This window comes from Peribacillus sp. NPDC101481, from assembly GCF_044767165.1.
Taxonomy (GTDB): Bacteria; Bacillota; Bacilli; order Bacillales; family DSM-1321; genus Peribacillus.
Map to the genome: position 1 here is coordinate 1,200,123 of NZ_JBIWNJ010000002.1, position 24,838 is coordinate 1,224,960.

A 24,838-nucleotide genomic window follows, 5' to 3' on the forward strand; every position below is an offset into this window, starting at 1 on the left:
ATGCTAGTGAACAAATTAGCATTCGGTCAAAATCCAAAAATGATTTTGTTATTACTTTTTGCAGGTAATTTGTTCTCGGCACTGGATCGCTTCGTCATTAATTATGGGATTGTCCATATATCCGATGACCTCCAATTGAGCGCATCCTCCACAGGTCTGATATTAAGCGTCTTCTTTTTAGGATATGCGATAATGCAGATCCCCGGCGGCTGGATGGCCGATCGTTTCGGCGCTAGAATCGTTCTGATTGTCTCTGTCTTTAGTTTTACCATTTTTACCAGTCTGACAGGATTGGCATGGTCTTTTGTTTCGTTGCTGGTCATTCGTTTTATGTTCGGATTGGGGGAAGGAAGTTTCTTTCCTGCTGGGGCCAAAATGATAGCAGTGTCCATTGCGGAAGAAAAGCGATCCCGGGCAATGTCTTTGTTTCTTTCCGCACTCACTGTTGCAGGTGTCATTTCACCCATTCTAGCAGCCACTCTGCTTGTTAGTATCGGATGGAGGATGATGTTTGGCATTATTGGGATTTTCGGGTTTACGATTGGGTTGCTATATTTGTTCTTTTTAAAACCAAGAGTAGGGAGTCAGGGCCCGCGAGAAGTAGATTCCTTAACGGAAGTTCCTGTCAAAGGTTCTTTTATTAAGCTGTTTAAAACCCCCTTGGTCCTTAGTTTGATGGCTGCCTCGTTTGCATATGGTTTCATCAGCTGGGGAGTGATGTCATGGATGCCGACTTACTTAGTGCAGGAACGTGGCCTGAATTTAATTTCTATGGGTCTTTTACAGATGATCCCTGCAATAGCGTCGGTGGCTTTCTATATTATCGCCGGTTATGTACTGGATAAAGTGAAAGTTGGTCGGGAAAAATGGATAGGGGGCTTTAGTGGATTAGGTCTAGCATTATTCGTGTATCTCATGTTTCATGCAGAAACGGTAACGGGAGTTATCATCTATCAATCCATTATACCTATATTTTCCGCAGCCTTATCCACTATCATTTTTAGTCTGCCGCTAAAGTATTTACCAGAAGCAATCGGAGGTTCTGCAGTGGGAGTGGTCAATTTAGGGATGCAAGTGGCTGGCTTCATCGCTCCTTTAACGATCGGTTTTGTCATAGACGCTTTCGATGGATCGTTTAATGGAGCTGTTTGGTTATTGGTTTCATTCGGAGTCGTTTGTTTTATCGCTTTTATGACCTTGAAATCGGGTAAGGAAAATTCCATATCAGAAAATCCACAAACAATTCCTGCTGTAAAATAGATTGCTATAAATGAAGGCAAAAGTGGGCGTTAGAATTTATAAAAGTTCGTTCGAAATGGTATATAGAGAGTGAAATAAGTCTGCCAGCTACTATCTTGAAAAGCCTGATGTTACTGAATTCAGTTAACAGGGCTTTTTATTTTTTATACGATATTATCAATATATTCATACAGTAAGGCCAGGGTATTTTTCATGATTAAAATATACAATTTTTCCATGTGCTGCAATTAATCTATTTGGAGTAGTGTTAAGACCTATATCCGGTGAAAGGAAAATGGATGTACTAGTGGAGTCCGAAGGAGGCACTGAAATCTAAGTTTTTATTAATGTATAACTTTGGTAAAATTAGTTTATAAAAATAATCAATGTTCTTAGGGAGGACACAAATGAAGGTAAAAAAAATACATCATGTAGCAATAATTTGTTCCGATTATGAAAAGTCAAAGAACTTCTATGTAAATATTTTAGGGTGTGATATCGAGAAGGAAACATATCGGTCAGAAAGGAAATCGTATAAATTGGATCTTATCGTCGGAGGGGAATATCAGCTGGAATTATTCTCATTTCCTGATAGCCCCCATCGTCCTAGTTATCCTGAAGCTAGAGGGCTTAGACATCTTGCTTTTGAAGTGGAAGATATTAATCAAGCGATTGAAGATTTAGAAAACGAAAACATTCCAGTCGAACCTATCCGTGTTGATGAGTTAACAGGAAAAAGGTTCACTTTTTTTTGTGATCCGGATGATTTGCCTCTAGAAATATATGAAAAGTAGGAATTACAAGACTAGATAGGTTGTTGATGAGAGAGCTTTAAGGCATGAAGTTTGATAGAAGAGGTAAAACTTGAGGTTACCTCTATTTTTTAAGTTGATTTCAAAGATGAATACGATGATTTAAAGAGGTTACTTATATCAATTAAACTATGAAGATTCCCTATGATATGTCGATACCATTAAGTTTGATCCACTTGTATTCCATATTTCGATGAGAGCTGAAATAATCACCGGCTATACTATCTGTAGATTGGTCATTTAAATATGTCAGGAGATAAAAAAATGAATGTTTACAAATTTACAGTGTTGATACTTTTAACGACATTTTTGATGGGTTCTTCTTTTGCAGTAGTTAAAATTGGTCTACCTTATTCATCTCCATTATTATTAGCAGCATTACGCTTCACACTTGCCGGACTCATAATGGCGATGATCGTAATCTTTTTAAAAAGACCGCATCCAAACTCTAAAGGGGATTGGATAAAAATGCTCATTATCGGCACTTTTCAAACAGCCGGAGTAATGGGGTGCATTTTCCTGAGTTTACGCACGATTACAGCAAGTGAATCCTCCATTCTTACATTCACGAACCCGTTGCTTGTTGTTGTTTTCGGTACGATCTTTTCACAAACACGCTATAAACTATATCAATGGATTGGTGTTTTATTAGGATTAGTCGGAGTAATTATAACGATGGGAGCGCAACTTGAATTTAAGGTTGGTATTCTTTTCGGCATTCTTTCTTCTGTTTTCTGGGCGATTTCCACATTATTGGCGAAAAAATGGGGGGCGATTTCCGATACATGGGTATTATCTGCCTATCAGATGCTTTTTGGCGGTTTACTGCTTTTACTTAGCAGCTTTATTCTTGAAAAACCATTTTTCATACTGAATGGTAATTCGTTGTTCATTTTATTATGGTTAAGTATCATGTCATCGATCGTGCAATTTGCTGTTTGGTATTACCTTTTACAAAAGAGTGATCCCGGAAAAACAAGTGCCTTTTTATTTTTGGCACCTTTCTTCGGTGTATTATCAGGGTGGGCACTATTAGGTGAACAGATATACACTTCACTCCTAATTGGCGGACTGTTTATCATCATTGGCATCTATCTTGTAAATAGCAATTTCCAAAAGGAAAATAAATTAGTTAAAAGAGCTTTATAGTAATCACATGGATTTAAGCCGCTAAAGACAGAAAATCCTTCATGATGAAAAAGAAAAGAGCCTTTTTCTTTTTCATCATGAAGGATTATTAAATTATACCTCTATACAAAAAACTTCTTTAAATCCTTCTTTCCCTTTAGGTGTTACTTTTACTGCGCGAATAGATGGAACACGGACTATCCAGCCTAAATCAAATAAATGTGTAAGGAGCCCATTCCCTAAAGCTCCGCCAAGATGATGGTGACGTTCACTCCAATCTAAACATGAGTGGGAAAATGAACGGCGTTTTCTTCTTAAAACAAGTAAATCGATGCCGAATTCAGAAAAAAAATGATCTCCTTTGGGTGTAACTGTAAACTCTCTCACTTCTTTTTTCAAATATCCGGCCTTCAACATCGATTCAGTTAATTGGACTCCCAGTTTTCCTGCCAAGTGATCATAGCAAGTTCTGGCTTCCTGAAGCATTTTAACTTGGCTTGATTGTTTTAACGACCGAACTTGAGGAGGTGGGGAAATGGCAAGAAACGATTCTAAAATATGCGCAATTTCTCCATTTGCTAGCTGATAGTAACGATGTCGTCCGTGTTTTTCAACTTTAACAAGGTTACCTTCCACTAATTTAGAAAGGTGAAAGCTGGCGGTTTGAGGTGTTATTACAGCCATCAATGCTAATTCACCTGCAGTATGAAAACGCCCATCCAGTAAACTTGCAAGTATTGTTGCACGTGACGTTTCTCCTAGGAGGGAGGCTATCTCCACCATATTTGGATTTATACTCACAATAATTACCAACCTTTCTAACGATATGTAGCTAATTTTTAGTTTAAATAAGCTGAATGCTATGTAATTAGCATTTAAAACATGTAAACTTCTTTTTCTATTATACAGTACCCTGCCTTAATGAAATTCGGTAATTCACGATTCCTGCTTTAATTAAATTTGAAAAAGAACCCTACAATAAAAGTGGATAGTGTTTATTTCGTATTTTTTCGAGGCATATATATGCAGAAATGATAACGTGGCATTAAAGCAATGCATATGAAACAAGGATAACTTCACCAACATGTGAAGACTGCCCAAAATCAAAAAATTCATCTATAAATTATTTAGATGCTAGTTAATCCTCATTCGAAAGAAATTAATGGTCTTTGCTTTTAGTGAACGTTTTTTAACATAACTTTTAAACGGTTAACCGTGGTTTTAATTTGGAAGCAGGAGAAGTGTTACTGGGCTAACTAGAAATAATAATGAAATGGGAAAGGGTAAAGCCCAGGTGTCAAGAACATTACATTTTGAGTCGTTTCTACAAGGATTTTATTGATGAAATGAACGAGATAAATTGGGGGCATCCGTTAAATTGGGTGCTTTTTTTATTGGGGAGAGATTATGAAATCAGGAGAGGTTAAAAAGAAGACTGTATATGTATAGAAGAAAGACTGTCTATCCTTTGGATAAGCGTTTTTTAATGAAGTATATTCTTTGTAAACTAGGCATACATTCTTACATGTTCACTAACAGTAAACGTTCCTTAATAGTCCCTTTTGTCGAATTTAGTAGTCAAATAGGAGGGAATGAAGAGTATGAAAATATCAGACGTTGGATTTAAAGGTCAAGTTTTTGGATTTATAAAGTTCACACCTTTTGTGGAAAGTTTTTTGTCAGGCGATTTATATATGAATAATTTCAAAAAGTATATTGATATAGAAAGTGCTTCAGGAGAAAAAGGTGTAGGAGACAAATTTGAAGCAACAAATGTTTTTACGGAATTAACAATGAATTTCTTTACTCAAGATACCAATGAATTAATAATGTCGGGGCGGACTAAAAAAATGAATTTCAGAAAAAATATAAATAAAAAAAGACCATTATATTGTATGTTTGCAATTGTCGGCGATATGTTAAAAGTGGTTAAGGAGGATGAAAAATATTACTATACCAAATTTGATTTACCTAATGAACAAATCGATAAAATGATCAGGGAGTTCGGAGATAGCTTAATTTTTGTTACCCCATCGCAATTTATTGACAGAATTACTAGAACACTCAATAAAAAAGGTTATGCTTACAGAGGGGGTTTGGTAAAATATGATGATTATAACATCAATTCCTCAGCTAGGATGAGCTCTTATAAAAATCAAGGGACTGATATTTATTTTTGGAAAGATAAATACTTTGAAAATCAATATGAATATCGCATAGTTCTCACAGATCAAGAAGTTGATGAAGCCTTAATTGTGAACATAGGTGATATTTCAGACATTAGTACTATTTTTAATGCAAACGAATTTTTCAGTGATAAATTTGAAATAAGGTTACGAAAGAAAGGAAATCTAAGCATCCATTAAATTGGGTGCTTTTTATTTGTAGGAGGGAAAAAGATTTGAACTTTTTAAAGAATGAAATAGTAGAGTTAAAATAACCGCGAAGACTAGGATTAGCACTTATTATATTCAAAAGCCCAGCATGATTTTGCTACGTATCTCCATCTTTATATTTATAAAACCTACCCGTGGTAAAGACCTAATTATCTTCTGAATCTGGAATATTTATAAACCATACATTCAAACCAATACTAGTGAATGTAAATGAGTTTGTTATAATTCTTGTTTTAGTAATTATAAAAAAGAGAGAGCCGTTCAATAGAGTACAAAATTCAGCAAAACCAATCTGAATATGACGACTTTCTTCTATTTATTTGTAGAGAAAGTAATTATTTAATGTCGACTTTATTGCTGTTATTTTTAACAGCAAATTACTGGAAATTTGATGTAAATTCGTGTAATCTACAAAAGTATGTTTTTTTCCAAATCATAAAGGGGGACCATAATTGAGTTCAACAAATCGTAAACAGACAACAATTGTTGCTCTTTTGCTTGCGGGTACATTCATTGCGATCTTGAATCAAACATTAATGATTACCGCCATTCCTCCTGTAATGGAGGAGATGAATGTTACGGCAAATAGTGCACAGTGGCTAACAACCGTTTTTATGCTGGTTAATGGGATCATGATCCCTGTTAGCGCGTTTTTACTGGAGCGCTTTACCACCAGACAGCTTTTTCTTTCCGCGATGGGGATTTTTGCTATTGGTACATTGGTAGCTGGGCTAGCTCCAAATTTTGGAATGCTGTTGCTAGGACGGATGATTCAGTCGAGCGGAGCAGGAATTATGCTCCCGTTAATGCAAACAGTCTTCCTAATGATTTTCCCTGTTCATAAACGGGGTGCAGCCATGGGACTGGTCGGGCTGGTCATTTCCTTTGCGCCGGCTATTGGGCCCGCTTTGTCGGGCTGGGTTACGGAGACTTACTCATGGAGGGTGTTATTCTTTATCATTCTACCAATTGCTATTATTGATATCATTGTTGCGTTCTTCGCTTTAAAAAATGTAACAGAAGTTACACGGCCAAAAGTGGATGTGCTTTCGATTGTTTTATCTTCCGTAGGTTTCGGTGGATTATTGTATGGATTTACAGCTGCTGGTAATTATGGCTGGACAGACGAGAGTACCATCATATCCCTAGGAATTGGAACAATTTCACTTGTTTGGTTTATAAAAAGGCAATTGCGACTGAAACATCCAATGCTGGAGTTCCGTGTGTTCACGTATTCATTATTCCCTATTGCTATTATTATAGGAGCCATTACCTTTATGGGTCTGATTGGTGCCGAAACGCTCATCCCGCTATTTATGCAAAACATGCGAGGATTTACTGCGTTTGAAGCTGGATTAGCGATACTCCCTGGAGCACTTATTACCGGAATAATGTCACCGTTCATTGGACGTATTTTTGACCGGATTGGGGCCAGGTGGCTGGTTATTGGCGGATTACTCCTCATAACCGCTTCCTCCTTTACTTTTATAGATGTTGGTCCTTCGACAAGTTTTACATTTATAATGGTAATGTACAGTATACGGATGTTCGGATTAGCCATGGTTATGATGCCAGTTTCAACGGCCGCCTTAAACCAGCTGCCTAAACGCTTAATCGCCCATGGTGCAGCAATGGATAATACGATGAAAATGATTGCTGCATCTGTAGGCACTGCAATACTTGTTACTGTGATGACATCAGCTACCGAAAATGCTCAGCAGCGTCCCGAGATAGTCCATCCTGATATGTATGGCGCGCAAATCTCATTTATTGTCATCGCTGTACTTTCATTAATTAGCTTCCTCATTTCTTTTAAAATAAAGGATAAAAAATCAGCAGGAAAAGAGTTCGGAGAGAAGAATTAAATATTTGATCCGAGTTTTTTTAAGCTAAATATTAGAACTCCATTTTTTAACTTGTTATGAACATTTTCCAACGCCGCCCCTAGCGGCTTTCGCTCCCATGTCCTATCATTCCTACGTCAAGCCTATCTAAGGGATTCTAAAAAAGAGGGAGAACAAGTCATCCAGATGATTTGTTCTCCCTCTTTTATTTTTTTCTTTCTTATAAAAAGAAGTAAACCTACATCAATTAGATGTAGGTGTGGAAGTATCTTTTATTAACCTGGACTTTTTTTCATATTCTTCAATCTTTAAACATTTTCGAAACTGGATCTTTTAAGAGCGCGCCAAAAATCACAAAAACCCCTCTGAATATGAAGATCTTCTTCTATATATACTCCCCAAACCACAAATGAATAGCATGGCGTTCTTTTTCAAAAACTTTCTCCAAATATATCTCTGAAGTGGAAAGCTGCTCATGGCCCAGACTCTTCATAATCTGATAGACATCCACTCCATTTAAGTGAGAAATGATGGCAAAAGCATCCCTAAAGGTATGAGGTCCTAAATAAATCCCTCCATTTATTTATATGAGATATAATTAGTATAAAATTAGATTCTGAAATAACAATATTGTATAATTTAAATCCTTAAATCTTAATGATTATATAAGAGAAATTTATAATTATACTTATTTAAGACAACAGTATATATGATATAGGAATTAAATAGTTAGTCATGAAATAGAAAGACATATAACAATAAAAGATAAAAGGTGAAGAAACAAATAATGAATAAACTAAACCATTAAAAACCACGCAGACTGCATCTTATGAAATGGGGGAAACGGTTTTTGTTCTCTTAACATGTACTGAAGAGGATGACCCGGAGAGTTTTTACTATTTTAAACAATTTGAGGAAAAAGAAGGCGTGATTTTGGAAGTGATTGAACACCCACGTCTCCAATATCGTGTGAAATTTGGCCAGGCAGAAGCAGTCTTGTATCATGAGGAATTGACGAATGGAAACAACGGGATGTTCCAATAACCGGAACGGATAATCAAGAAGGATGGGAGGGGGGGATAAAGTGGAATGGTATACACAAAAAGAAGTAGCTGATTTATTAGGCGTATCCAAGGCAACGGTCTACCATTATGGAAAGCAGAAGAAAATCATTAAAATCCTGGATCCACATCGTTTATATAAAGAGGCCCGTTATGAAAAAGCGGAAGTGGATCGATTAGTCTATGAAAAGCAATCTTTACCTACTGGTATGAGTCCCAATGAGGTTGCAAAGAAATTGGGGTTATCTGTTCAAAGTGTTTATAAGTATATACAAGATGGTTCCATAAAAGCTGAGGCTGTCCCGTATGGTGATGAGAGAATCACTTATGTAATTTCGGGAACAGCCTTTCAGAAAGCGGAGAAATCACTCAAACAATCTGAAACACAACGACCAAAAAAATATGAATATTATGATTCAAAAAATGATATTGTTTTGTATCAAAAGTTCCATTCCAATAGAATACCTGAAGCACGTGTGATTCGTAATGAAGAAAAAGCATGGGGTTTTTACTTATCCAACATCCAACAATGGCTGCCGTATGAAGAAGGAATTAGAAATTATGCCTTAAAGCCAGCATATTCGATCCATCAATCCACTCTGGATTATAAAGGATTTTTGGAAATAGAAATGCCAAAAAAAGTAGTCGTATTCTATCCTTTCCTCGACTATTTATATGAAATTTGGGGAGTGGAAAATATTCGACTTAGAGAACAAAATGAAACAGTGTTACTCTACGTAAGGGTAGGCGAAAAACCGTTTATATCTGAGGTGTTTGGTATTGTTGATATCTTGCCGTATCTAATTAATGGAGAAATGCATCATGAAGATGATACTTTGATATTACGTAGTCCAAATAGAAAAACTAGTTTTGAATTACCTATCGAATTGTTAGAAACAATTTCAGATTTAGCTGAACAAGAAGGGATTAGTATCAGTAAATGGGTTGAGCAAAAATTATCATTGATAATAAAATAACTATATAAAATTTATTTATGGCGAAAAAGGTGCAAAGGCAATCTCACCTGGATCCTAAGGCTATGCTTTACGTATTTAACCCTGAATGATTTGATTTCGTCTTCAGAAAAGGTACAGAGTCGGCATTATTTAAATCCCGTAAAGCAAAAATGATATGTACAAGAAGGCAGGTAACCAAACTTTCAGGAAATTATTTGCTTTATAAATTGAAGGGGCAAACATTATTAAAAATGGAAATGGCCATGGCTGCGAGTAGGTTCCTTTGCGGCAGCTATTGCGGTTAAGGATTATTTGATAGAAAATAAGCTTGTTGGAACAGTACAATATTTCGGCTGTCCAGCATAAGAAAGTGGATACGGGAAAAATTTTAAACGGTCTTTTTAAAGATGTTGATGCTGCCTTCTCATGGCATTTTGCAACAATGAATGCTGTCATGAACTCCACTACCAATGCGGTCCATCCATGCATACTTTAAATTAAAAGGGAGAAGTGCCCATGCCGCTGCAGCACCACATTTAGGAAGAAGTGCCTTGGATGCAGTCGAGCTTATGAACGTTGGAGTCAATTATTTGAGAGAACACATGATTGATGAAGCTCGGATTCATTATGCTGTAACCAATACAGGAGGATTGGCTCCAAATGTCGTTCAGGCTGAGGCGGAAGTAACCTACTTAATCCGTGCAACGAAACCAGATCAAGTAAAAGAGCTTTATGACAGGGGTGTAAACTGTTCCCGCGGTGCGGCACTTATGACACAAACGATGGTTGATTTCGACATTCAAGATTCCTTCCATAATTTAATTCCTAATAAGACCCTTGAAAAAGTGATGCACCAATATATGCAGGAAATAGGAGCTCCTCTTGCTACTGAACAGGATATAAACTATGCAAAAACAATCTATGAAACGTTCACTGACGAGGAAAAGCGTGCGGCAGCTTTACAAGTTGGGATAAAGGAGATTCTCAATTAGCAGAACAACCTATTGCCGACTTTATCGTTCCTTTTTCTGAAAAAGAATCATTTATGGGAGGTTCTACAGATGTTACCGATGTTAGCTGGAATGTTCCAACCGCACAATGTGTTACTTCCACCTGGGCGTTTGGAACACCATTTCATACTTGGTAGGCTGTCGCGCAAGGTAAAGAAAGCTACACCCATGATGCCATGTTATTAGTTAGAAAAGCAATGGCATGTACCGCTATTTCGGCTCTTGAAAACCCAGAATTACTTGATAATGCTAATAAAGAGTTAGCTGAAAGACTCGACGGGGAAACTTATACATCCCTAATTACACTTCCGAAAAATAAACAAAATGGTAAACAAAAAACTGTTCAATTGGTAGTTTGATATATGAAAAATAAAAACATCATTTAGATGCATTACGGTGAACCATACCACAAGTGATGGTAAACCAAAAGGAAGAATTTACACTTTCATTAAACAAAACCATGAAATATAAAGAAAAGTAATAAGAAATATAAGCTAGGAAATAAAGGTAGGTTTTCTATACGAGAAGCCTACCTTTTATTGAATTTTATTTATCTATGAAATAAAATTTGCGTTGAAGTGATAGAATTTGTAAACGAGGAAATTATTAAAGTAATATTATAATTTCATATAATAAATGGAATTCCAATGATAAAATGATTAAATGTACTAATTGAAACAAAAAGAGGTATGTGTATGAAAATATATATAGAAAAGTTTAATCGATTTGCAGGATTATTATTAGCTGATTTTATAGTTTCAGATGATTTTTTGAAGTTTTGCAAAAGTATTGATCAGGCCTTTAATCCTAGCGATGATAGAACCATGTTATACATAGAAGGTTTAAGGTTTATATCTGGAATATATCCAAAAGAAGGGTGTGTTTATAATCTTCCCAATGAACTTATTTCTGAGATTAATTGGGTTAGAGAACCTAAGGGTGAATTAGAAGGATCTGACATCATTGCTTTTAGATCAAAAAGTAATATAGAACTACCTAGTTTTTTTTCGAATGCATTAAAGAGAGTAGATTGGACCACTGCTCAATCTAGTTGGAAGGGAGACCCCTGTGGGGGTTCCGAATTATTTGGGGACATAAATGTAGTAGTGAAAAATGTAGGACAGGGAAATTGGAATGAAATTTACTCCAATAATAAATGTAGAATAATATATGATTTAGGTGCTTCCATTCATTTTAGTAAGCTAGAAGTAAAGAAAGTTATACAAAGTACAAATGCATTTTTTGATAGACCATCGTTAATTATTAGTCACTGGGATGTAGATCATTATAAAGCTATTTTTCAAATTGAAGATACCCTGCTTAAGCAGCTTTGCTGTGTATTTTGCCCTTCTAAACTTCCCAATCTGACTAGCAAAAGAGCGTTTAAAATTCTTCAAAATAGTTGTTGGTGTATAAATGCGATTAGCCCGTCTAATTTAAGAATAGTAAAAAGAAGAGTGAGCTTAGAATTAATGATTAGAAACTCAAATTTTTCTCTATTTAGAGGGGAGAAGTCATCTGATCGAAACAAATCTGGTCTTTCAATTGCTATATGGAGTAAAAAGGAAGCAGTAATAATGGCAGGCGACCACTACTATTCTCAAATATTTGATGACATTTATAAGAGTATTCCGGTTGGAATGAAATTAAATATTGTAACTCCTCATCATGGGGGAGAAGCTGGAAAGTTGGACAGTTATGTAGGTAGAATTCCAAGGGTAAACAAGGCAGTTACTTCTACTGGAAAAAATAGTTATGGGCATCCTAGAGAGAAAAATAGAAAAACTCTTGCTAAAATGGGTTTTACATACTTCCGTACAGACTATGCAGGTAAGGACATCGTAATTCCCTTATCATGATTAAATGCAGTTGTTATTAATGATTTATATTTATTAGCAAATAAATATAAATCATTAGAGTCATATATAGGCGGATAGTGGACAAGAAAACAGAGTTTGTTTGAACATAAAAAATTAAAAGGAATTAAAATTGAAAAAGTTGAAGAAAAGAAGGGGGAATGTACCCCAAAAAGTAAGAAAGTACTAATGAAAATAATTAAGAAGGAGCATAAGGAATTTCGTGAAACTCTTTCGCAATATCCATTATAATTTACTTACGTTCCAGGTAATATCTTGAATTGAAGATTAATGTCATTAAAATTATTTTGATAGTTGTTATAGTGTTTTCATTTATAGTTAATTAGATACGGGGGTATAAGAATGAATGTTATATATCACTACCCACCTGAATTATTTAATCTCTTGGTGGATACGATTCCTTTATTATGTCGTTCAAAAAGGGATGTTCTTCTTTTTTTTAGAGGTTCGGGTGTGGATAGTAGATTAATGGTAGATGTCCAAGATAGAGTCGTTAAGAATCCACAACAGATAAATAAGTATGAAATTGTTCGTTCAGTACTTACCAAACTCAATGAAAATGGAGAAAATACCCTGCGACAAAGAAGAGAAGTTCTCAAACGAGTTGTAGAATTTGAGACCTTTGAATCTTGTTGGGAAAATGATCGTTTGAAGGCTAAAGGTTTAGTTGCTGAAATTCGCCATGTTGTTAAAGTAAAAGATTCGTTTACTCGAATGAAAATAGAAAAAGAGAAGGAAGAAAGTAAAATACGAAATGAATATCTTCTAAAGGCAGAAAAGAAAAAACAATTTGAGCAAGAAATAGAGTCTATTCGGTTGGAACTATCAAATCTGTTTCATATGTCAAATCCTCAAAAACGTGGAAAATTACTAGAATCTTTACTGAATCGTCTTTTTTTGGTAAATGGAATACTTATAAGGGAAGACTTTACATTAAAAGGCGATGAAAAAGAAGGAATTGTAGAACAATTAGATGGTGTAATTGAATTGGATAATAATATATATCTAGTTGAAATGAAATGGTGGGAAAAACCAATTGGCAATGCCGAGGTATCGCAGCATCTAGTTCGTCTTTTTAATCGTGGACAATCTAGAGGTATTTTTATATCTGTATCAGGATATACAGAACCCGCAATTCGAATTTGTCGTGATTCTCTTTCACAATGCGTTATTGTCTTGTGTAATTTGTATGAAATAATTCACGTATTAGAAAATAAAGAGGATTTAAAGCCTTTATTAAAAGAAAAAATTCAATCTGCTATTATTGATAAGAATCCTTATTTCACCAGATAAATAACTGGGTTTTTTCAGTAACTCATTTTTAAAAATTGGAAATATTATCATCATTGAACTGATGCTACAGTATTAATAATCAATCTATTTGAATTTATTCCATTAAGATGACAAAATTCAATGGCAATTCATAAATACTTACTTCAGCATAAGGTTTGTGAATCAAAATATATTCAACTCTAGAAGTAAATATTCACCGCTACATAAAGCTTCTAAGTCTATTTGGTATATTCATTCAATTATCTTATAAAGCGACTAACAAGCAAAGGTAAAAATCTCATACGACATCAAGAATTAAACCAACATATCACTGAATGTATGACTTTTTGTACTACTTGTGAGCCACACTTTTTTGGTCCAGACCTTTAAAATTACCTATGCCAAAAAAAGATCGTAAACCTCTTGCGAAGTTGAATGCTGTCACAGAAAAATTTAATTGCAAATCAAAAGCTAGTTGAGTTTTAAAATATAATCTTAAACAAATACTAAGTGAGAAACAGGAAGAAAGTCCGTTCAGTTAGAAGAAGTTCCTACTTCTAAACAGTGAGATATTTAATAAAGAACGTGAATAATCTTATTCACGTTCTTTATTAAAAGTCATATTACCCACTAAATAAAATACATTTATATAACTTGTTATTATTTCCGTCTTCTCTTCTTATCTATTAACCTTTATACATTAAATATAACTTTGGAGCCTTAATAAATTGGGACCTGTTTTTTCGAAAACTTGTATTCTATACACTAAGGTTAAATAATTTTGAGGAAAAGTGCTATCATGCAAGAAAGGGCAAGAAGTCAAAAGAAGGCGGAGAAGATTGCTAATCTGTACATTCAAATTAGATTTAAAATTTATGGCGATTATAAATGAGGTGAAGTATGGAGTTATTATATGCATATATAAAATCATATAAAAATATTAATGAGCAAGAAATCTATTTTAGTAATAAATATGATATACACTACAATCAAAATAGAGGGAATCTCAAAATTGAAAAGAATGAAGAATATATAAATTTCTTTAAATATGAAGAAAAAGTAATAAATATTTCTGCGATTGTTGGTAGAAATGGTGTAGGAAAAACTAATATTTTAAATATGATATCATCAATTCGTGGAAATTTAGAGCAAGCACAAGATGAAGGCTTTTCATTTTTTTTAATTTACCATTGTAATAATAATATGTTCTTTGCTGAGGGGGTTAATACAGAGTTATTTAGCAATTTTTTCGGTCAAACAAAGTTAAATTCTTTTTGTTGTGAACTTGAAGTTATAGATAAAAAAATCGAAAAGGTAAATTTTTTAAAAAATGATGAAGGTAGAGATAAATATAAGGATTTTTCTTTAGTTGAAATTGTGACTGAAAATTTAAATACGAATAGACGTAGTAGTTTATATAAACAGAAAATTGATTTTCAGAACCTGAAAATTAGTAGAGCATTTCAAGATTACCATTATTTAAATAGACTTTATTTAAATAATGGTTTTGATAATTTTTTGAAAATTTATAGAACTCTTATTGAAGCGGATGGAGGAGGATATTTTAAAGCGCAACTTTTTCCAGAACTGGAACTTATAGTTGAAGAAACTACGGAAAAAGAAATAACTACAATTTTTGGAGCATCCTCATTAATTCCTATAACACAAGAAGATATTAAAAAATTAACTCATAAACAGCAGTTTATAATAAATATACTATACTCAATAAATATCTCATTACTGTATGAATTCATAGATAATACTGAAGAAGAATGGGAAGAAATAGTTGTAAAAACAAATCAAAGTATAAAACTTGATAACAATAAAGACATATTTTCTATGTATACAGAATATTACTTAAAAATCTACAGTAGTCTAATTCCTCAGATTGTAAAATTAATTAAAGAAGAAAATAAAAATCATCAACATTTTAGTCCACATAGAATTGATTACTTTGAATACTATGAAAGATTAAATAGTTATATGCCTGAATTTTTAAGTAGTAATAAGCAGCATTTAAATGTTCTATATAGTTCATTGTTGGATCTTCCAGATACTTACTTTAGTGATGGTCAAAAATTACGTTTAATAGGTAAAAATTCAAATGCTGATTTTCATATAAAAAGTAGTATTTTCAACTTATTGGATATTTTAGATAAAATACAATTAGTTCCTTTTTGGGGCCTCTTGGAGAAAGTACACTATGATTTAAAACATCTAAGTGCTGGTGAAATAAAATTATTAAAACTTATAAGCTGTATTTATGAGGTTCCCAATAAAGAAATCAATAATTTAATTTTATTATTAGATGAACCAGATAATTCATTACATCCAGAATGGTGTAGACGATTTATAAACGATCTTATTCGATTACTAGGTTCAATAAATAGCATAAAAAATTTTCAAGCAATTATAACGACTCATTCTCCTTTTATTCTCTCTGATTTACCAAAAAGCAATGTCATTGCATTAAAGAAAGATGAAAACGGTAAGAGTATTTTAGAAAATGTGAAAAATAAAACATTTGCAAATCATATTCATTCATTGCTGTCACAAGATTTTTTCATGGATAGCACAATTGGTGAATATGCAAGAACAAAAATAAACTCTATAATTAGCTTTCCAAAAAATGATTTAGTCGGAATTGAAGATAGATATTTATACAATCTGCAGTTCATTAACTTGATTGGAGATGATTTGTTAAGGAATAAGTTACATCAAGTCTATAACAGTAGTGAATACTTGTTTTATACGAAGGAATTAAAAAGGAAATCCATTGAAAATACGATAAGAAAATTACTGTACGAGTTAGAAGTAATGGATAGAGATGAGGAATAAAATGGTAACAATCGAAAATAGAGACTTAACTAAACTGGCAGATAATCACTGGGAACACGTAAAATATCATTTTAAGAATAACACAAACATAATCAGATATAATGATATAGAAAATTTTTGCAGAAATATTCAAATTGATTTTACCTTTGAAAAGCTTATTAAGGCGGACTACAAAACATTAAAATATATAAAAGAATACTTATATACAAAAGTGAAAAAAATTAGTCAATATAAAGATTGTAGCAACAAAATACTATCAGTATATAATAATAACTTTTCGCAATCTAATAAAAGTATGGGAGAAAATAAATATAATGCGATTGAATTGGTTGAAAGTTTAGAAATTAAGGTTTGTCCTTATTGTAATAGAAACTATATAGATACGAGGGCATATAAAAATGTAAAAAAATCTGGATGTCAAATTGATCATTTTTTTGATAAATACAATTATCCTTTATTCGCGCTATCTTTTTATAACTTAATTCCTGTATGTCCCTCTTGTAATCATACAAAATCGACAGATGAATTTTATATTTCCCCTTATGATGAAACAAAAACTACAAACGAGTTAATCACTTTTGACTGGGATTTAAAGGATGCTGACTATTTACAAAAATGTAGTAATATTGAAATATCATATAGCTGTTCTACTGAAATGGCAGAACAATTTAATAAACTAAAGCTTGAAAAACCATATAAAATGCATAATGACATTGTATATGAAATTGTAAAAAAAGTGGAGTTATATGATTCTGATAAAGTAAAAGAATTAATTAATGATTTTCCCGGAATTACATTTAATGATGATGAAAAAACTAAAATTTTATTTGGTACTTTTTTAGATAATGCTGATTTTTTAAATAGACCTTTATCGAAATTAACATATGATATTTTAAAGAAAGAGAAAGTAATAGAATAGGGCTTTTTAATAATATTTAGTTACTCCAATGTCTTTGGAGGAAAGTTTTAATATTACTTTAATTAAAATCGATAGGGAGTAGATATTTAATTTTCTTAAGATGAAATTGGATTTCTATTATTTTAGGATAGTCTTAACTTGACTGTTAGAAACCTTCTATCGGCTAATAACTCAGAGGATTTTTGTGTTCTGGCAACATTAGAACAGTTTGAATAATAATTCCCATTCGGTGGGATAGTATTCGTACACCTAAATGTTGTCCATCCTGTTATCAGTTGCCTGGTGCAGGGATAGTTTTATTGTCCTGGTAAGTTATACAATGTGAGAAACACATTCAGGTGGGCTTAGTGCAGCTTCCCAGTGCCCTTGTATCAGCCTAAAAAGTTGGGACGGGGTCATTTGCGTTATAGCTGCTTGCTACTAATATCATATATCTTCATGGAACCAGTAAAAAAAGGAGAAACCCAAGCAGTTCTAATACCGATAAACTAAGAGTTACTCTCTTAGTTTATCGGACTTTTTAAAAAAGGCACATCCCGTTAGCAGTTACACCTAAATAAACCCCTTGGGAGCCAATTCTGCAAAAACTTCTCTAATTAGGACGACTTTCTTATAGCAATCTGAGTTATTTAACTGGGTAAACAATTTAAAAAACCCTTCTCTTAGTGAGAGGGGATTTTTTTTGTTTTAAAAAGATAAATCATCCTGATTTATCGGGTTAACCTTCTTAACTAACTCCGTAATATCAATGTCTCCGTTATAAACTACTTTATCTATCCGAAAATCCCTACTTGAACCGAATTCATTTTGAATTTGCTGTATCCATTCGTACGCGGAAAAGTAATTGCCCAGTCAGGATCTTTCTTGAAGTCTGAATCAACTTGGAAACTTCCACACTGTAAAATTTCGTTCCTTTTGCATGTAAGTAAACCTTGATATTTATGTTCATACTTCTTCCTCATATAGATCATCTACTTTACATTCAAGTAATCTGGCTAAGCTTTATCTATTGGGATAAGGCTTTCTCCGGTTTCATATTTTCTCAACTGCCTCACTGTAATTTTTCAGCCCATCTGCAATGAACCCTTTCCTTAGTCCACTCTTTTTAATAAATTGTTCAATATTTGAATTCAGGATAATTATCATCCAATAAAGTTATTCACCGATTAGCTTCTCAAGCACTTTACTTGTAAATTCAAAAAACAAGAAATTAAAGTTCCAGAAAAGGAATATGAGTGTGTAGTCGGTATACTCTTTCCTAAAAACCACTTATGGAGAGGGCTTATATTATTTAATACTTGCCAAATTATTTTAGTGTTTTATTTAAGCATAGCAAAATGACTATTGAAATTAGTAAAATAAAGGGAAGAAAAGCTTTAAACAAATCCATTTTTTTAATGGTTTTATCCAACAAAGTAAATTTATCTTTGACAATATCTCCAGTGATTTTCTTAATCTCATCTTTATTTATTACATCAATAAGACTAAGAAAATGATTATAGGAAGCTAACAATAGATTTTTCTCTTCCTTCGCCATCCATATGGAGTGTCTAAGGGTAACATATGAAAGGATTCCAAATGCAGCAACGAAGAAAATTAATAGTAACGAATTCCCGCGGGTTGTATAAGTAATTATGCCCGCAAGTACAGCTCCAGCTAATGTTAACCAACTCTTGTTTAAATTATCTGAGGCAGAGGCTATTTGTTTGCTAATAGCTTCAGAGGTGTCCCTAACATATTTTTCTAGATCTTTCTTTTTATCAAAGAAAGACTTAATTTTATCCTTAATATAGCTATCGAAGTTCGACGTAACTGAAGAGAATAGCTCAGGTAATAGCAAAATAAATTCATTTAACTTGCTCTCATTCGGTAAATGAATTGATATCACATTTCTGGTTATTAGTAATTTATCTTGTGTTTGAACCTCATAAATGGAATCGTAAAGTTGATATGCCAACTCTGCATCTTCATTATTTATTTGACCATCGAATTCTTTAGCATCTATATGTACATTTTTATATCCATGTATATTAAAGCTCTCTTTATTGGAAAGATTAGCGATGTAATGAATACATAATAAAACTAATAAGTGGTTTATTGAATTAAAGATTCCATGTGTATCCACCGTTGGTTGATTTTTAAAATAGAAATAGTCCGGTATTATGTCCTCAAACAAATTTCCCATATTACAATATAATTTTTGTTTTTGTGTTTTATCTTTTATTTCAATTTCGATTTCTAAATTATTCTCATTAATATTTTGGATTAATGGATCTCCGTCAAAACCGAGAATTGTTAGAAATTTGTTATTTACTTGCTCGAACTCATAAAAAGGTAAAATGACCACTGTATGTTTTGTATTTATTAACAAGTCAGTTTTAATTTTATCGTAGGTTAGGTTTAGCTTGAATGTATTGAGCTGAAAGTAAATGTATGCATTTAGGTTATTGTAGGATTTGAATTCTTCAGCAAGAAAATCATTTTTCGCTAATTTAATACTTAAAACAATGTTGCTTCCGATATTCTCGCCAATCCAAGTTTCAAATTCTGTTAATTCCTCATATGAGGAATCTCCCTTTATATTCACAGTATCTAGATTACGCATTGTTATTCGGATTGATCCTTTAAAATAAGAGCAGGATTCTAATAACTTTGTTGTGTCTAATTTTTTTAATACACAATGTTTCGAAATATAGAAATTATCTTTGTCTTCGCTGAATTCTTCTAAAGAGAGTTGAAATAAATGCAATATTGTACTGATTTTACTTTTAATATCTTTAATCATCATTTCAACTCCTTTAAATTCATCTTAGCCAAAAAAATAACGGTTTAGTATTGAAAGTAGCAAAATTACTTGTGAATTTTTTTAGTTCTTGATTTTGACATCTTTAATAAAAATATCACTTCCATCCCCGTATTGGGAAGGTTTAATTGTAACTTTTGTATCCATATATTCACTTGGTATACTAAGTTGAATATTTTCTAATGTTTTTATTTTATGAATCCCGAGAACTTTCTCTATCCTAGGAGTAACAACACCCTTAAGACTTGTGTCTCCAATACCTTGTTCTAAAACAATAGTTTCCAACTGTTCTACTGCTCTGTCCATTTCTTCTGGCGATGAAATATACGGAGAAAAGATTTGTCTTGCGGCTTCATCCAAAGTAAACTCTTCTCCATTAATAATTTTACTTCCAAAACTTTGAAGAACGACATGTCTCTGGTTATGCTCTAGTGGAGTTATCTTTAGATACTTAATTACACCATCCATTAATTTTTCCGATTTATGAGAATCCGTTAGCAAAAATTGCGCCTTCAGGAAATCTTGATAAAAAAATAATGAAAAATTACTTACTTGCTTATCTAGGACTATTAGGCCTGGCTTAGTTTCCCATTCCTGTTCTGAAATTGTATCAGTGTCTCTAATAATAGCGCATTTCTGCAATTTATTACTTTTAGATGGAAGTGGTAAAGCAGTTCCTTTTAAAACTAATTCATATGTCCCACTAGAGTTGGTTTCATATGAAATTGCATCATTATTATCAAGTTTAATAATAGCAACAAGAGTTTCAATAGAATTAGTATAGTAAGTAATGACAATACATCCAGGCGCGGCAGATGCTGGTGTCACAGAATATAGGATATCAGCGATATCTTTTGAATTACTTACAAAATTTGAATCTGGGTCCTGAATTATGCCGTTGATTGCCTTTTGTGTAAATGTTTTGCGTGACTCAAACTTAGCCAGTTTACTTTCATTATTTTTTATTGATGCTCGAATATGATCAGTAATAAATGTTTTCACCTTACTGTCCATGTTACTAACATTAATTTCACTTTGGCTTTTTTCTGCTTGAGTATGTTGCTGGTGATCTATTACATGTACAATTACTCTTAAAATATCTATTGAACCAGATTCTCTAATATTCATTGAAATTCCTCCAATAATAATTAAATTCTTCTATTTATATGGGATTAGAGTCACAGATATGAATCAAACCTACGACCTACAGCTTAGGTTGTGTAGGTTAAGAGTACTAAAAATACACAAAAAAATCACGAAATATTTGAATGAAAATGAAATTTTATGAAATATAAACAATATTTTGGAATAAGTTTCTTCTATAAGATAGGGGTTTTGAAGAGGATCTTAGGCACAAGATTTGAGTGCAGCTAGGATGGCTTATGCAGTTAATAAACTGTATAACATAATCAATAAGTTGAAAATATACTTGCAAAGAAGGGAAGTAGTTAAAACTTAAATAGAGCTAGTTCTATGTGAATTATTAATCCTGGAAGGGAAACCTTGTTAGTTGTCGAATATAAAAATAGATATTAATAGGAAGGGCTCGTGAAAAAAATGATATTCGTAGATAGAAGTCGGGTGGCAGAGCCAGATATATTTAAGAAGAGTTTTCTTAGAGATTTTCATAACCGATTAGCTAATTTTTATCGGATAAATTCCAAGGTATTGAAGCAACAAAAGATTCAGTCTATTCCGGATTATGAACTGGTACGTAGGAAGGTTTATAATCCAGAAGTTAAGGATGCTTTAAATGCTTTATTTACCAACAAATGCGCCTTTTGTGAAAGTAAAATCAATTATAATTCTATCGGTGAAATTTGTAAGTTTCGTCCTGTAAGTGGTGCGCTCTCCAACGGGCAGTTCGATCATCTTCACTATGGTTGGTTATCGTTCCATTGGGAAAATCTATACTTTTCCTGTTCGGAATGTAATAGCGCGAAGTCAAATTATTTTCCTGTGGACGGAAAGAGGGCAAATTATAACGTTGCAATTCATGAGGTGAGAAAAACAGAGCACTACTTACTGGTGGATCCTTGCTATGATAATCCTCAGGAACATATTTCTTTCACTAACAAAGGGGAAGCTATTGCTCTTACGATTAGGGGAAAAGAGACGATTAGCACCTTGCAACTGAACCGACCTGCATTAATTGATCAAAGAAAACAAATGATTAATTATTTGGAAAAACATTTTATTAATTTAAGAGAGATGATTAACAACTTTAATGCTGACAAGTTCTCGTTGAAAGAGATAAAAGATCAATTAAATGTTATTTTCAAGTTATTGAAGTCTCCAGAAACGGAGTATCGAGGCTGTTTGTTAGCAATTGCAAGGGAAACATTGTTAGAGGACAAGACCATTCTAGAGTTTGTAGATAATCACAATATCCCTTGGGATGATTTTATTAATCGGAATCATCCAAATACTACGAATGTTATTGAAGTTAAACATGAGAATAAGTATCGTACGATTAAACATATAAAAGTGCAAGGACTGAGAGGCATCGAAGATTTTGAATTGAATCTAAACGATGATGAGAATAACAATTGGTTGATGATCTTGGGAGAGAATGCTACGGGAAAAAGTACTCTTCTAAAGCTAATTGCTCTCAATCTCGCCGGCAAAGATGAGCGAAATAAGCTTTATTCCCGTCAATCCAAAGAATTTGTTGAAAAGGGAAAAGAATACGGATTTATACGCCTTGTTTTTACAGGTGAACCCTATTATCAAAGGGAATTGCTTTTTGATCGTAGAGGTTTTTTGAGCGTGGGTGAAGTCGATGAGCCCTTCGAGTTGCCTGTATTGGGTTACGGGCCGATAAGGCTCCCGTCTCGTTTTCGACGAAAACGTAGCGCTGGAGGTGTAAGTAATCTTTTTGATCCGTTATCGCATTTACTTAATACGAAACTTTGGTTACTAGATGCATATAAAGAGAATCCAGAATTATTCTCTGGAGCTGTACGTTGCATACGAACGGTTATGCCTCTGGAAAATAGAGATGACAGAGAATTTATATTGACACCTGCAAGGGGTTCTCTCGTTTTTAAGCATCTTCACCGAACTGATAGTAACATTTTGTTCGACTCTTTGAGCGCGGGATATCGTAATATTATTACACTGGTAAGTGATATTTTTCATCGCATGGGGAAGGAGGATAGCAACTTGGCAAGGGGCATCGTGTTGCTTGATGAAATTGATCTTCACCTTCATCCACGCTGGAAGATGAGTATCGTAGGTCAACTAAAAAATCTATTCCCGAAAGTGCAATTTATTACTACATCACATGATCCTTTATGCCTAAGAGGGTTGTATGAAGGAGAGATTATGGTACTTGATCGATTGGAGCAACAAGTAGTTGTTCATTTCGACGAGCTGCCGTCTCCGCTAGGTCTTAGAGCTGATCAACTTCTTACATCAAATTATTTTGGCTTGCATAGCACAATAGATCAAGAAACAGAAGAAGTATTTAGAGAATATTATGATTTGTTGGCTAAAAGGGGACTAACTGAATCAGAGAAAAAGCGGGTAAGCGAACTGAAAATAAGTTTGGATGAGCTAAACTATATGGGTTCGGGAAGACGGGAGCAATTAATGTATACCGCTATTGACCAATATCTAGCTAACAGCAAAAGACTTTCACCAGCCGAACTACGGGAAAGGGCTATGGAGAAGGGGCTGTTTGATGAGATATCAAAATTGTGGAAAGAAGCTAGTCCGGAGGATTCTGTATGATTAGAGTAGAACGAATTGGACCGGTGCCCGAATCTTTAGTGAATCAGCAGGGAGCGGGCGGGAAACTAGAAGGTGCTATTGCTGCATATACTAATTATTTTAAGAGAGGAAGAGGTCTACCACAGGTCAAAAAGGTCTTCGAATTTACAAGATACAATGAAAAGGACGTCAAAGAAGCACTACATAAAATGTTTCATGGAAAATGCGCTTATTGTGAATCAAAGATTAGTTATGCCACGAATCTGGACGTGGAACATTATCGCCCAAAGAGTCGAGTCCAGCAGGATCGTGAAGATGCAAGGGGGCTTCACGGGTACTACTGGCTTGCTTGGGATTGGGACAACTTACTTCCCGCCTGCCCCCAGTGCAACCGGTGGTTCACGCACGATATGCCCGACATTGGCGAGATTGCTCTTGGTAAAAAAAACCTATTTCCGCTTGCGGACGACTCTAAGAGAGTAACGCACCACGACGATCGTGATAAGCTTGAAAGGGAAACACCCCTGCTGTTGCATCCCTGTGACGACGAACCTGCGGTGCATATAGAGTTTACAAATGAGGGTGTAATTCGATCTGCTCTTTTACCTGGTGGTATGCCAAGTAAAATTGGTGAAACGTCAATCGAAGTTTATGCACTTCATCGACCGAATCTAACAATTGAACGTGGTGAAAACGCCAGGGAGATCGAAAGACAAATTGAACGTGTCAAATCACAATACGAGTATGTGATTAAATATCCTGACGATCCAAAGTTCAGGAGTGAATTGAAGGAAGAGATGAAGATCTTAAAAAGCTTTATGTTGCCAGAAAAACGTTATTCTCAAATGGCTAGACAAATTATTGCACGATATGCTCGTGAATTTGGATTTCCTCAAGTTTAACTTGGCCACATTCTGACCACGGAACAAATTTGCCCATATTTTTCTTGTTTTCACCAAATCAAAAAAA

18 protein-coding genes are annotated in these 24,838 nt (G+C 33.9%); 14 read left to right on the top strand and 4 right to left on the bottom strand.

Going from position 1 to position 24,838, the window contains the following annotated elements:
• Nucleotides 1-6: 6 nt before the first annotated feature.
• The 3 genes from ACIROD_RS15830 (at nucleotide 7) to ACIROD_RS15840 (ending at nucleotide 3,200) form a co-directional block, all read left to right on the top strand.
• Nucleotides 7-1,260, top strand: a complete 1,254-nt coding sequence (locus tag ACIROD_RS15830) for an MFS transporter (RefSeq protein WP_402942003.1) — start codon at nucleotides 7-9, stop codon at nucleotides 1,258-1,260.
• Nucleotides 1,261-1,646: 386 nt separating this feature from the next.
• Nucleotides 1,647-2,033: an SMU1112c/YaeR family gloxylase I-like metalloprotein gene (gene gloA2, locus ACIROD_RS15835; protein ID WP_063592929.1), complete on the top strand. Its 387-nt coding sequence runs from the start codon at nucleotides 1,647-1,649 to the stop codon at nucleotides 2,031-2,033.
• Nucleotides 2,034-2,315: 282 nt separating this feature from the next.
• Nucleotides 2,316-3,200: a DMT family transporter gene (locus ACIROD_RS15840; RefSeq protein WP_402942006.1), complete on the top strand. Its 885-nt coding sequence runs from the start codon at nucleotides 2,316-2,318 to the stop codon at nucleotides 3,198-3,200.
• A 93-nt stretch (nucleotides 3,201-3,293) separates the two neighbouring features.
• Here the strand turns inward: ACIROD_RS15840 and ACIROD_RS15845 are convergent, their stop codons facing one another.
• Nucleotides 3,294-3,980 (bottom strand): ArsR/SmtB family transcription factor, encoded by a 687-nt coding sequence (locus tag ACIROD_RS15845; protein WP_402942008.1) that lies wholly within the window; start codon nucleotides 3,978-3,980, stop codon nucleotides 3,294-3,296.
• 800 nt (nucleotides 3,981-4,780) lie between these two features.
• Between ACIROD_RS15845 and ACIROD_RS15850 the strand changes: the two genes are divergently transcribed.
• The 9 genes from ACIROD_RS15850 (at nucleotide 4,781) to ACIROD_RS15890 (ending at nucleotide 17,352) form a co-directional block, all read left to right on the top strand.
• Entirely contained in the window at nucleotides 4,781-5,545 is a 765-nt protein-coding gene (locus ACIROD_RS15850) for a hypothetical protein (RefSeq protein WP_402942010.1), read from the top strand.
• 482 nt (nucleotides 5,546-6,027) lie between these two features.
• The gene (locus tag ACIROD_RS15855) at nucleotides 6,028-7,440 is read left to right on the top strand and encodes a DHA2 family efflux MFS transporter permease subunit (RefSeq protein ID WP_402942012.1); all 1,413 of its coding nucleotides are present in this window, start codon (nucleotides 6,028-6,030) and stop codon (nucleotides 7,438-7,440) included.
• An 813-nt stretch (nucleotides 7,441-8,253) separates the two neighbouring features.
• Nucleotides 8,254-8,463, top strand: a complete 210-nt coding sequence (locus ACIROD_RS15860) for a hypothetical protein (protein WP_402942014.1) — start codon at nucleotides 8,254-8,256, stop codon at nucleotides 8,461-8,463.
• A 40-nt stretch (nucleotides 8,464-8,503) separates the two neighbouring features.
• Nucleotides 8,504-9,457, top strand: coding sequence for a helix-turn-helix domain-containing protein (locus ACIROD_RS15865; protein WP_402942016.1), 954 nt, complete (start codon nucleotides 8,504-8,506; stop codon nucleotides 9,455-9,457).
• Between the two features lie 449 nt (nucleotides 9,458-9,906).
• The gene (locus tag ACIROD_RS15870; protein WP_402942018.1) at nucleotides 9,907-10,428 is read left to right on the top strand and encodes a peptidase dimerization domain-containing protein; all 522 of its coding nucleotides are present in this window, start codon (nucleotides 9,907-9,909) and stop codon (nucleotides 10,426-10,428) included.
• 713 nt (nucleotides 10,429-11,141) lie between these two features.
• On the top strand, nucleotides 11,142-12,305 hold the full coding sequence (locus tag ACIROD_RS15875; protein WP_402942020.1) for a ComEC/Rec2 family competence protein: 1,164 nt from the start codon (nucleotides 11,142-11,144) through the stop codon (nucleotides 12,303-12,305).
• 360 nt (nucleotides 12,306-12,665) lie between these two features.
• Entirely contained in the window at nucleotides 12,666-13,616 is a 951-nt protein-coding gene (locus ACIROD_RS15880) for a restriction endonuclease (RefSeq protein ID WP_402942022.1), read from the top strand.
• Between the two features lie 879 nt (nucleotides 13,617-14,495).
• Nucleotides 14,496-16,433, top strand: coding sequence for an AAA family ATPase (locus ACIROD_RS15885; RefSeq protein ID WP_402942024.1), 1,938 nt, complete (start codon nucleotides 14,496-14,498; stop codon nucleotides 16,431-16,433).
• Nucleotide 16,434: 1 nt separating this feature from the next.
• On the top strand, nucleotides 16,435-17,352 hold the full coding sequence (locus tag ACIROD_RS15890; RefSeq protein WP_402942026.1) for a hypothetical protein: 918 nt from the start codon (nucleotides 16,435-16,437) through the stop codon (nucleotides 17,350-17,352).
• 802 nt (nucleotides 17,353-18,154) lie between these two features.
• On the opposite strand, the gene ACIROD_RS15895 is transcribed toward ACIROD_RS15890, so the two are convergent.
• The 3 genes from ACIROD_RS15895 to ACIROD_RS15905 all read right to left on the bottom strand — a co-directional run bounded on the left by ACIROD_RS15895 (nucleotide 18,155) and on the right by ACIROD_RS15905 (nucleotide 21,283).
• Nucleotides 18,155-18,301 carry a hypothetical protein gene (locus ACIROD_RS15895; protein ID WP_402942028.1) on the bottom strand — a complete coding sequence of 49 codons (147 nt, stop codon included), beginning with the start codon at nucleotides 18,299-18,301 and terminating at the stop codon, nucleotides 18,155-18,157.
• Between the two features lie 357 nt (nucleotides 18,302-18,658).
• On the bottom strand, nucleotides 18,659-20,137 hold the full coding sequence (locus ACIROD_RS15900; protein WP_402942030.1) for a hypothetical protein: 1,479 nt from the start codon (nucleotides 20,135-20,137) through the stop codon (nucleotides 18,659-18,661).
• Between the two features lie 81 nt (nucleotides 20,138-20,218).
• Nucleotides 20,219-21,283, bottom strand: coding sequence for a nucleoid-associated protein (locus ACIROD_RS15905; RefSeq protein ID WP_402942032.1), 1,065 nt, complete (start codon nucleotides 21,281-21,283; stop codon nucleotides 20,219-20,221).
• Between the two features lie 429 nt (nucleotides 21,284-21,712).
• Between ACIROD_RS15905 and ACIROD_RS15910 the strand changes: the two genes are divergently transcribed.
• Both ACIROD_RS15910 and ACIROD_RS15915 read left to right on the top strand, forming a co-directional pair.
• Entirely contained in the window at nucleotides 21,713-23,890 is a 2,178-nt protein-coding gene (locus tag ACIROD_RS15910; protein ID WP_402942957.1) for an AAA family ATPase, read from the top strand.
• On the top strand, nucleotides 23,887-24,771 hold the full coding sequence (locus ACIROD_RS15915; RefSeq protein ID WP_402942034.1) for a hypothetical protein: 885 nt from the start codon (nucleotides 23,887-23,889) through the stop codon (nucleotides 24,769-24,771). Before ACIROD_RS15910 ends, ACIROD_RS15915 begins: the two co-directional genes overlap by 4 nt.
• Nucleotides 24,772-24,838 lie beyond the last annotated feature (67 nt).

Coding starts and splice junctions, on each gene's coding strand:
- ACIROD_RS15890 (WP_402942026.1), top strand. CDS start 16,435: ATGGTAACAATCGAAAATAGAGACTTAACTAAACTGGCAGATAATCAC.
- ACIROD_RS15875 (WP_402942020.1), top strand. CDS start 11,142: ATGAAAATATATATAGAAAAGTTTAATCGATTTGCAGGATTATTATTA.
- ACIROD_RS15860 (WP_402942014.1), top strand. CDS start 8,254: ATGGGGGAAACGGTTTTTGTTCTCTTAACATGTACTGAAGAGGATGAC.
- ACIROD_RS15840 (WP_402942006.1), top strand. CDS start 2,316: ATGAATGTTTACAAATTTACAGTGTTGATACTTTTAACGACATTTTTG.
- ACIROD_RS15915 (WP_402942034.1), top strand. CDS start 23,887: ATGATTAGAGTAGAACGAATTGGACCGGTGCCCGAATCTTTAGTGAAT.
- ACIROD_RS15885 (WP_402942024.1), top strand. CDS start 14,496: ATGGAGTTATTATATGCATATATAAAATCATATAAAAATATTAATGAG.
- ACIROD_RS15900 (WP_402942030.1), bottom strand. CDS start 20,137: ATGATTAAAGATATTAAAAGTAAAATCAGTACAATATTGCATTTATTT.
- ACIROD_RS15910 (WP_402942957.1), top strand. CDS start 21,713: ATGATATTCGTAGATAGAAGTCGGGTGGCAGAGCCAGATATATTTAAG.
- ACIROD_RS15895 (WP_402942028.1), bottom strand. CDS start 18,301: ATGAACATAAATATCAAGGTTTACTTACATGCAAAAGGAACGAAATTT.
- ACIROD_RS15870 (WP_402942018.1), top strand. CDS start 9,907: ATGCGGTCCATCCATGCATACTTTAAATTAAAAGGGAGAAGTGCCCAT.
- ACIROD_RS15905 (WP_402942032.1), bottom strand. CDS start 21,283: ATGAATATTAGAGAATCTGGTTCAATAGATATTTTAAGAGTAATTGTA.
- gloA2 (WP_063592929.1), top strand. CDS start 1,647: ATGAAGGTAAAAAAAATACATCATGTAGCAATAATTTGTTCCGATTAT.
- ACIROD_RS15880 (WP_402942022.1), top strand. CDS start 12,666: ATGAATGTTATATATCACTACCCACCTGAATTATTTAATCTCTTGGTG.
- ACIROD_RS15850 (WP_402942010.1), top strand. CDS start 4,781: ATGAAAATATCAGACGTTGGATTTAAAGGTCAAGTTTTTGGATTTATA.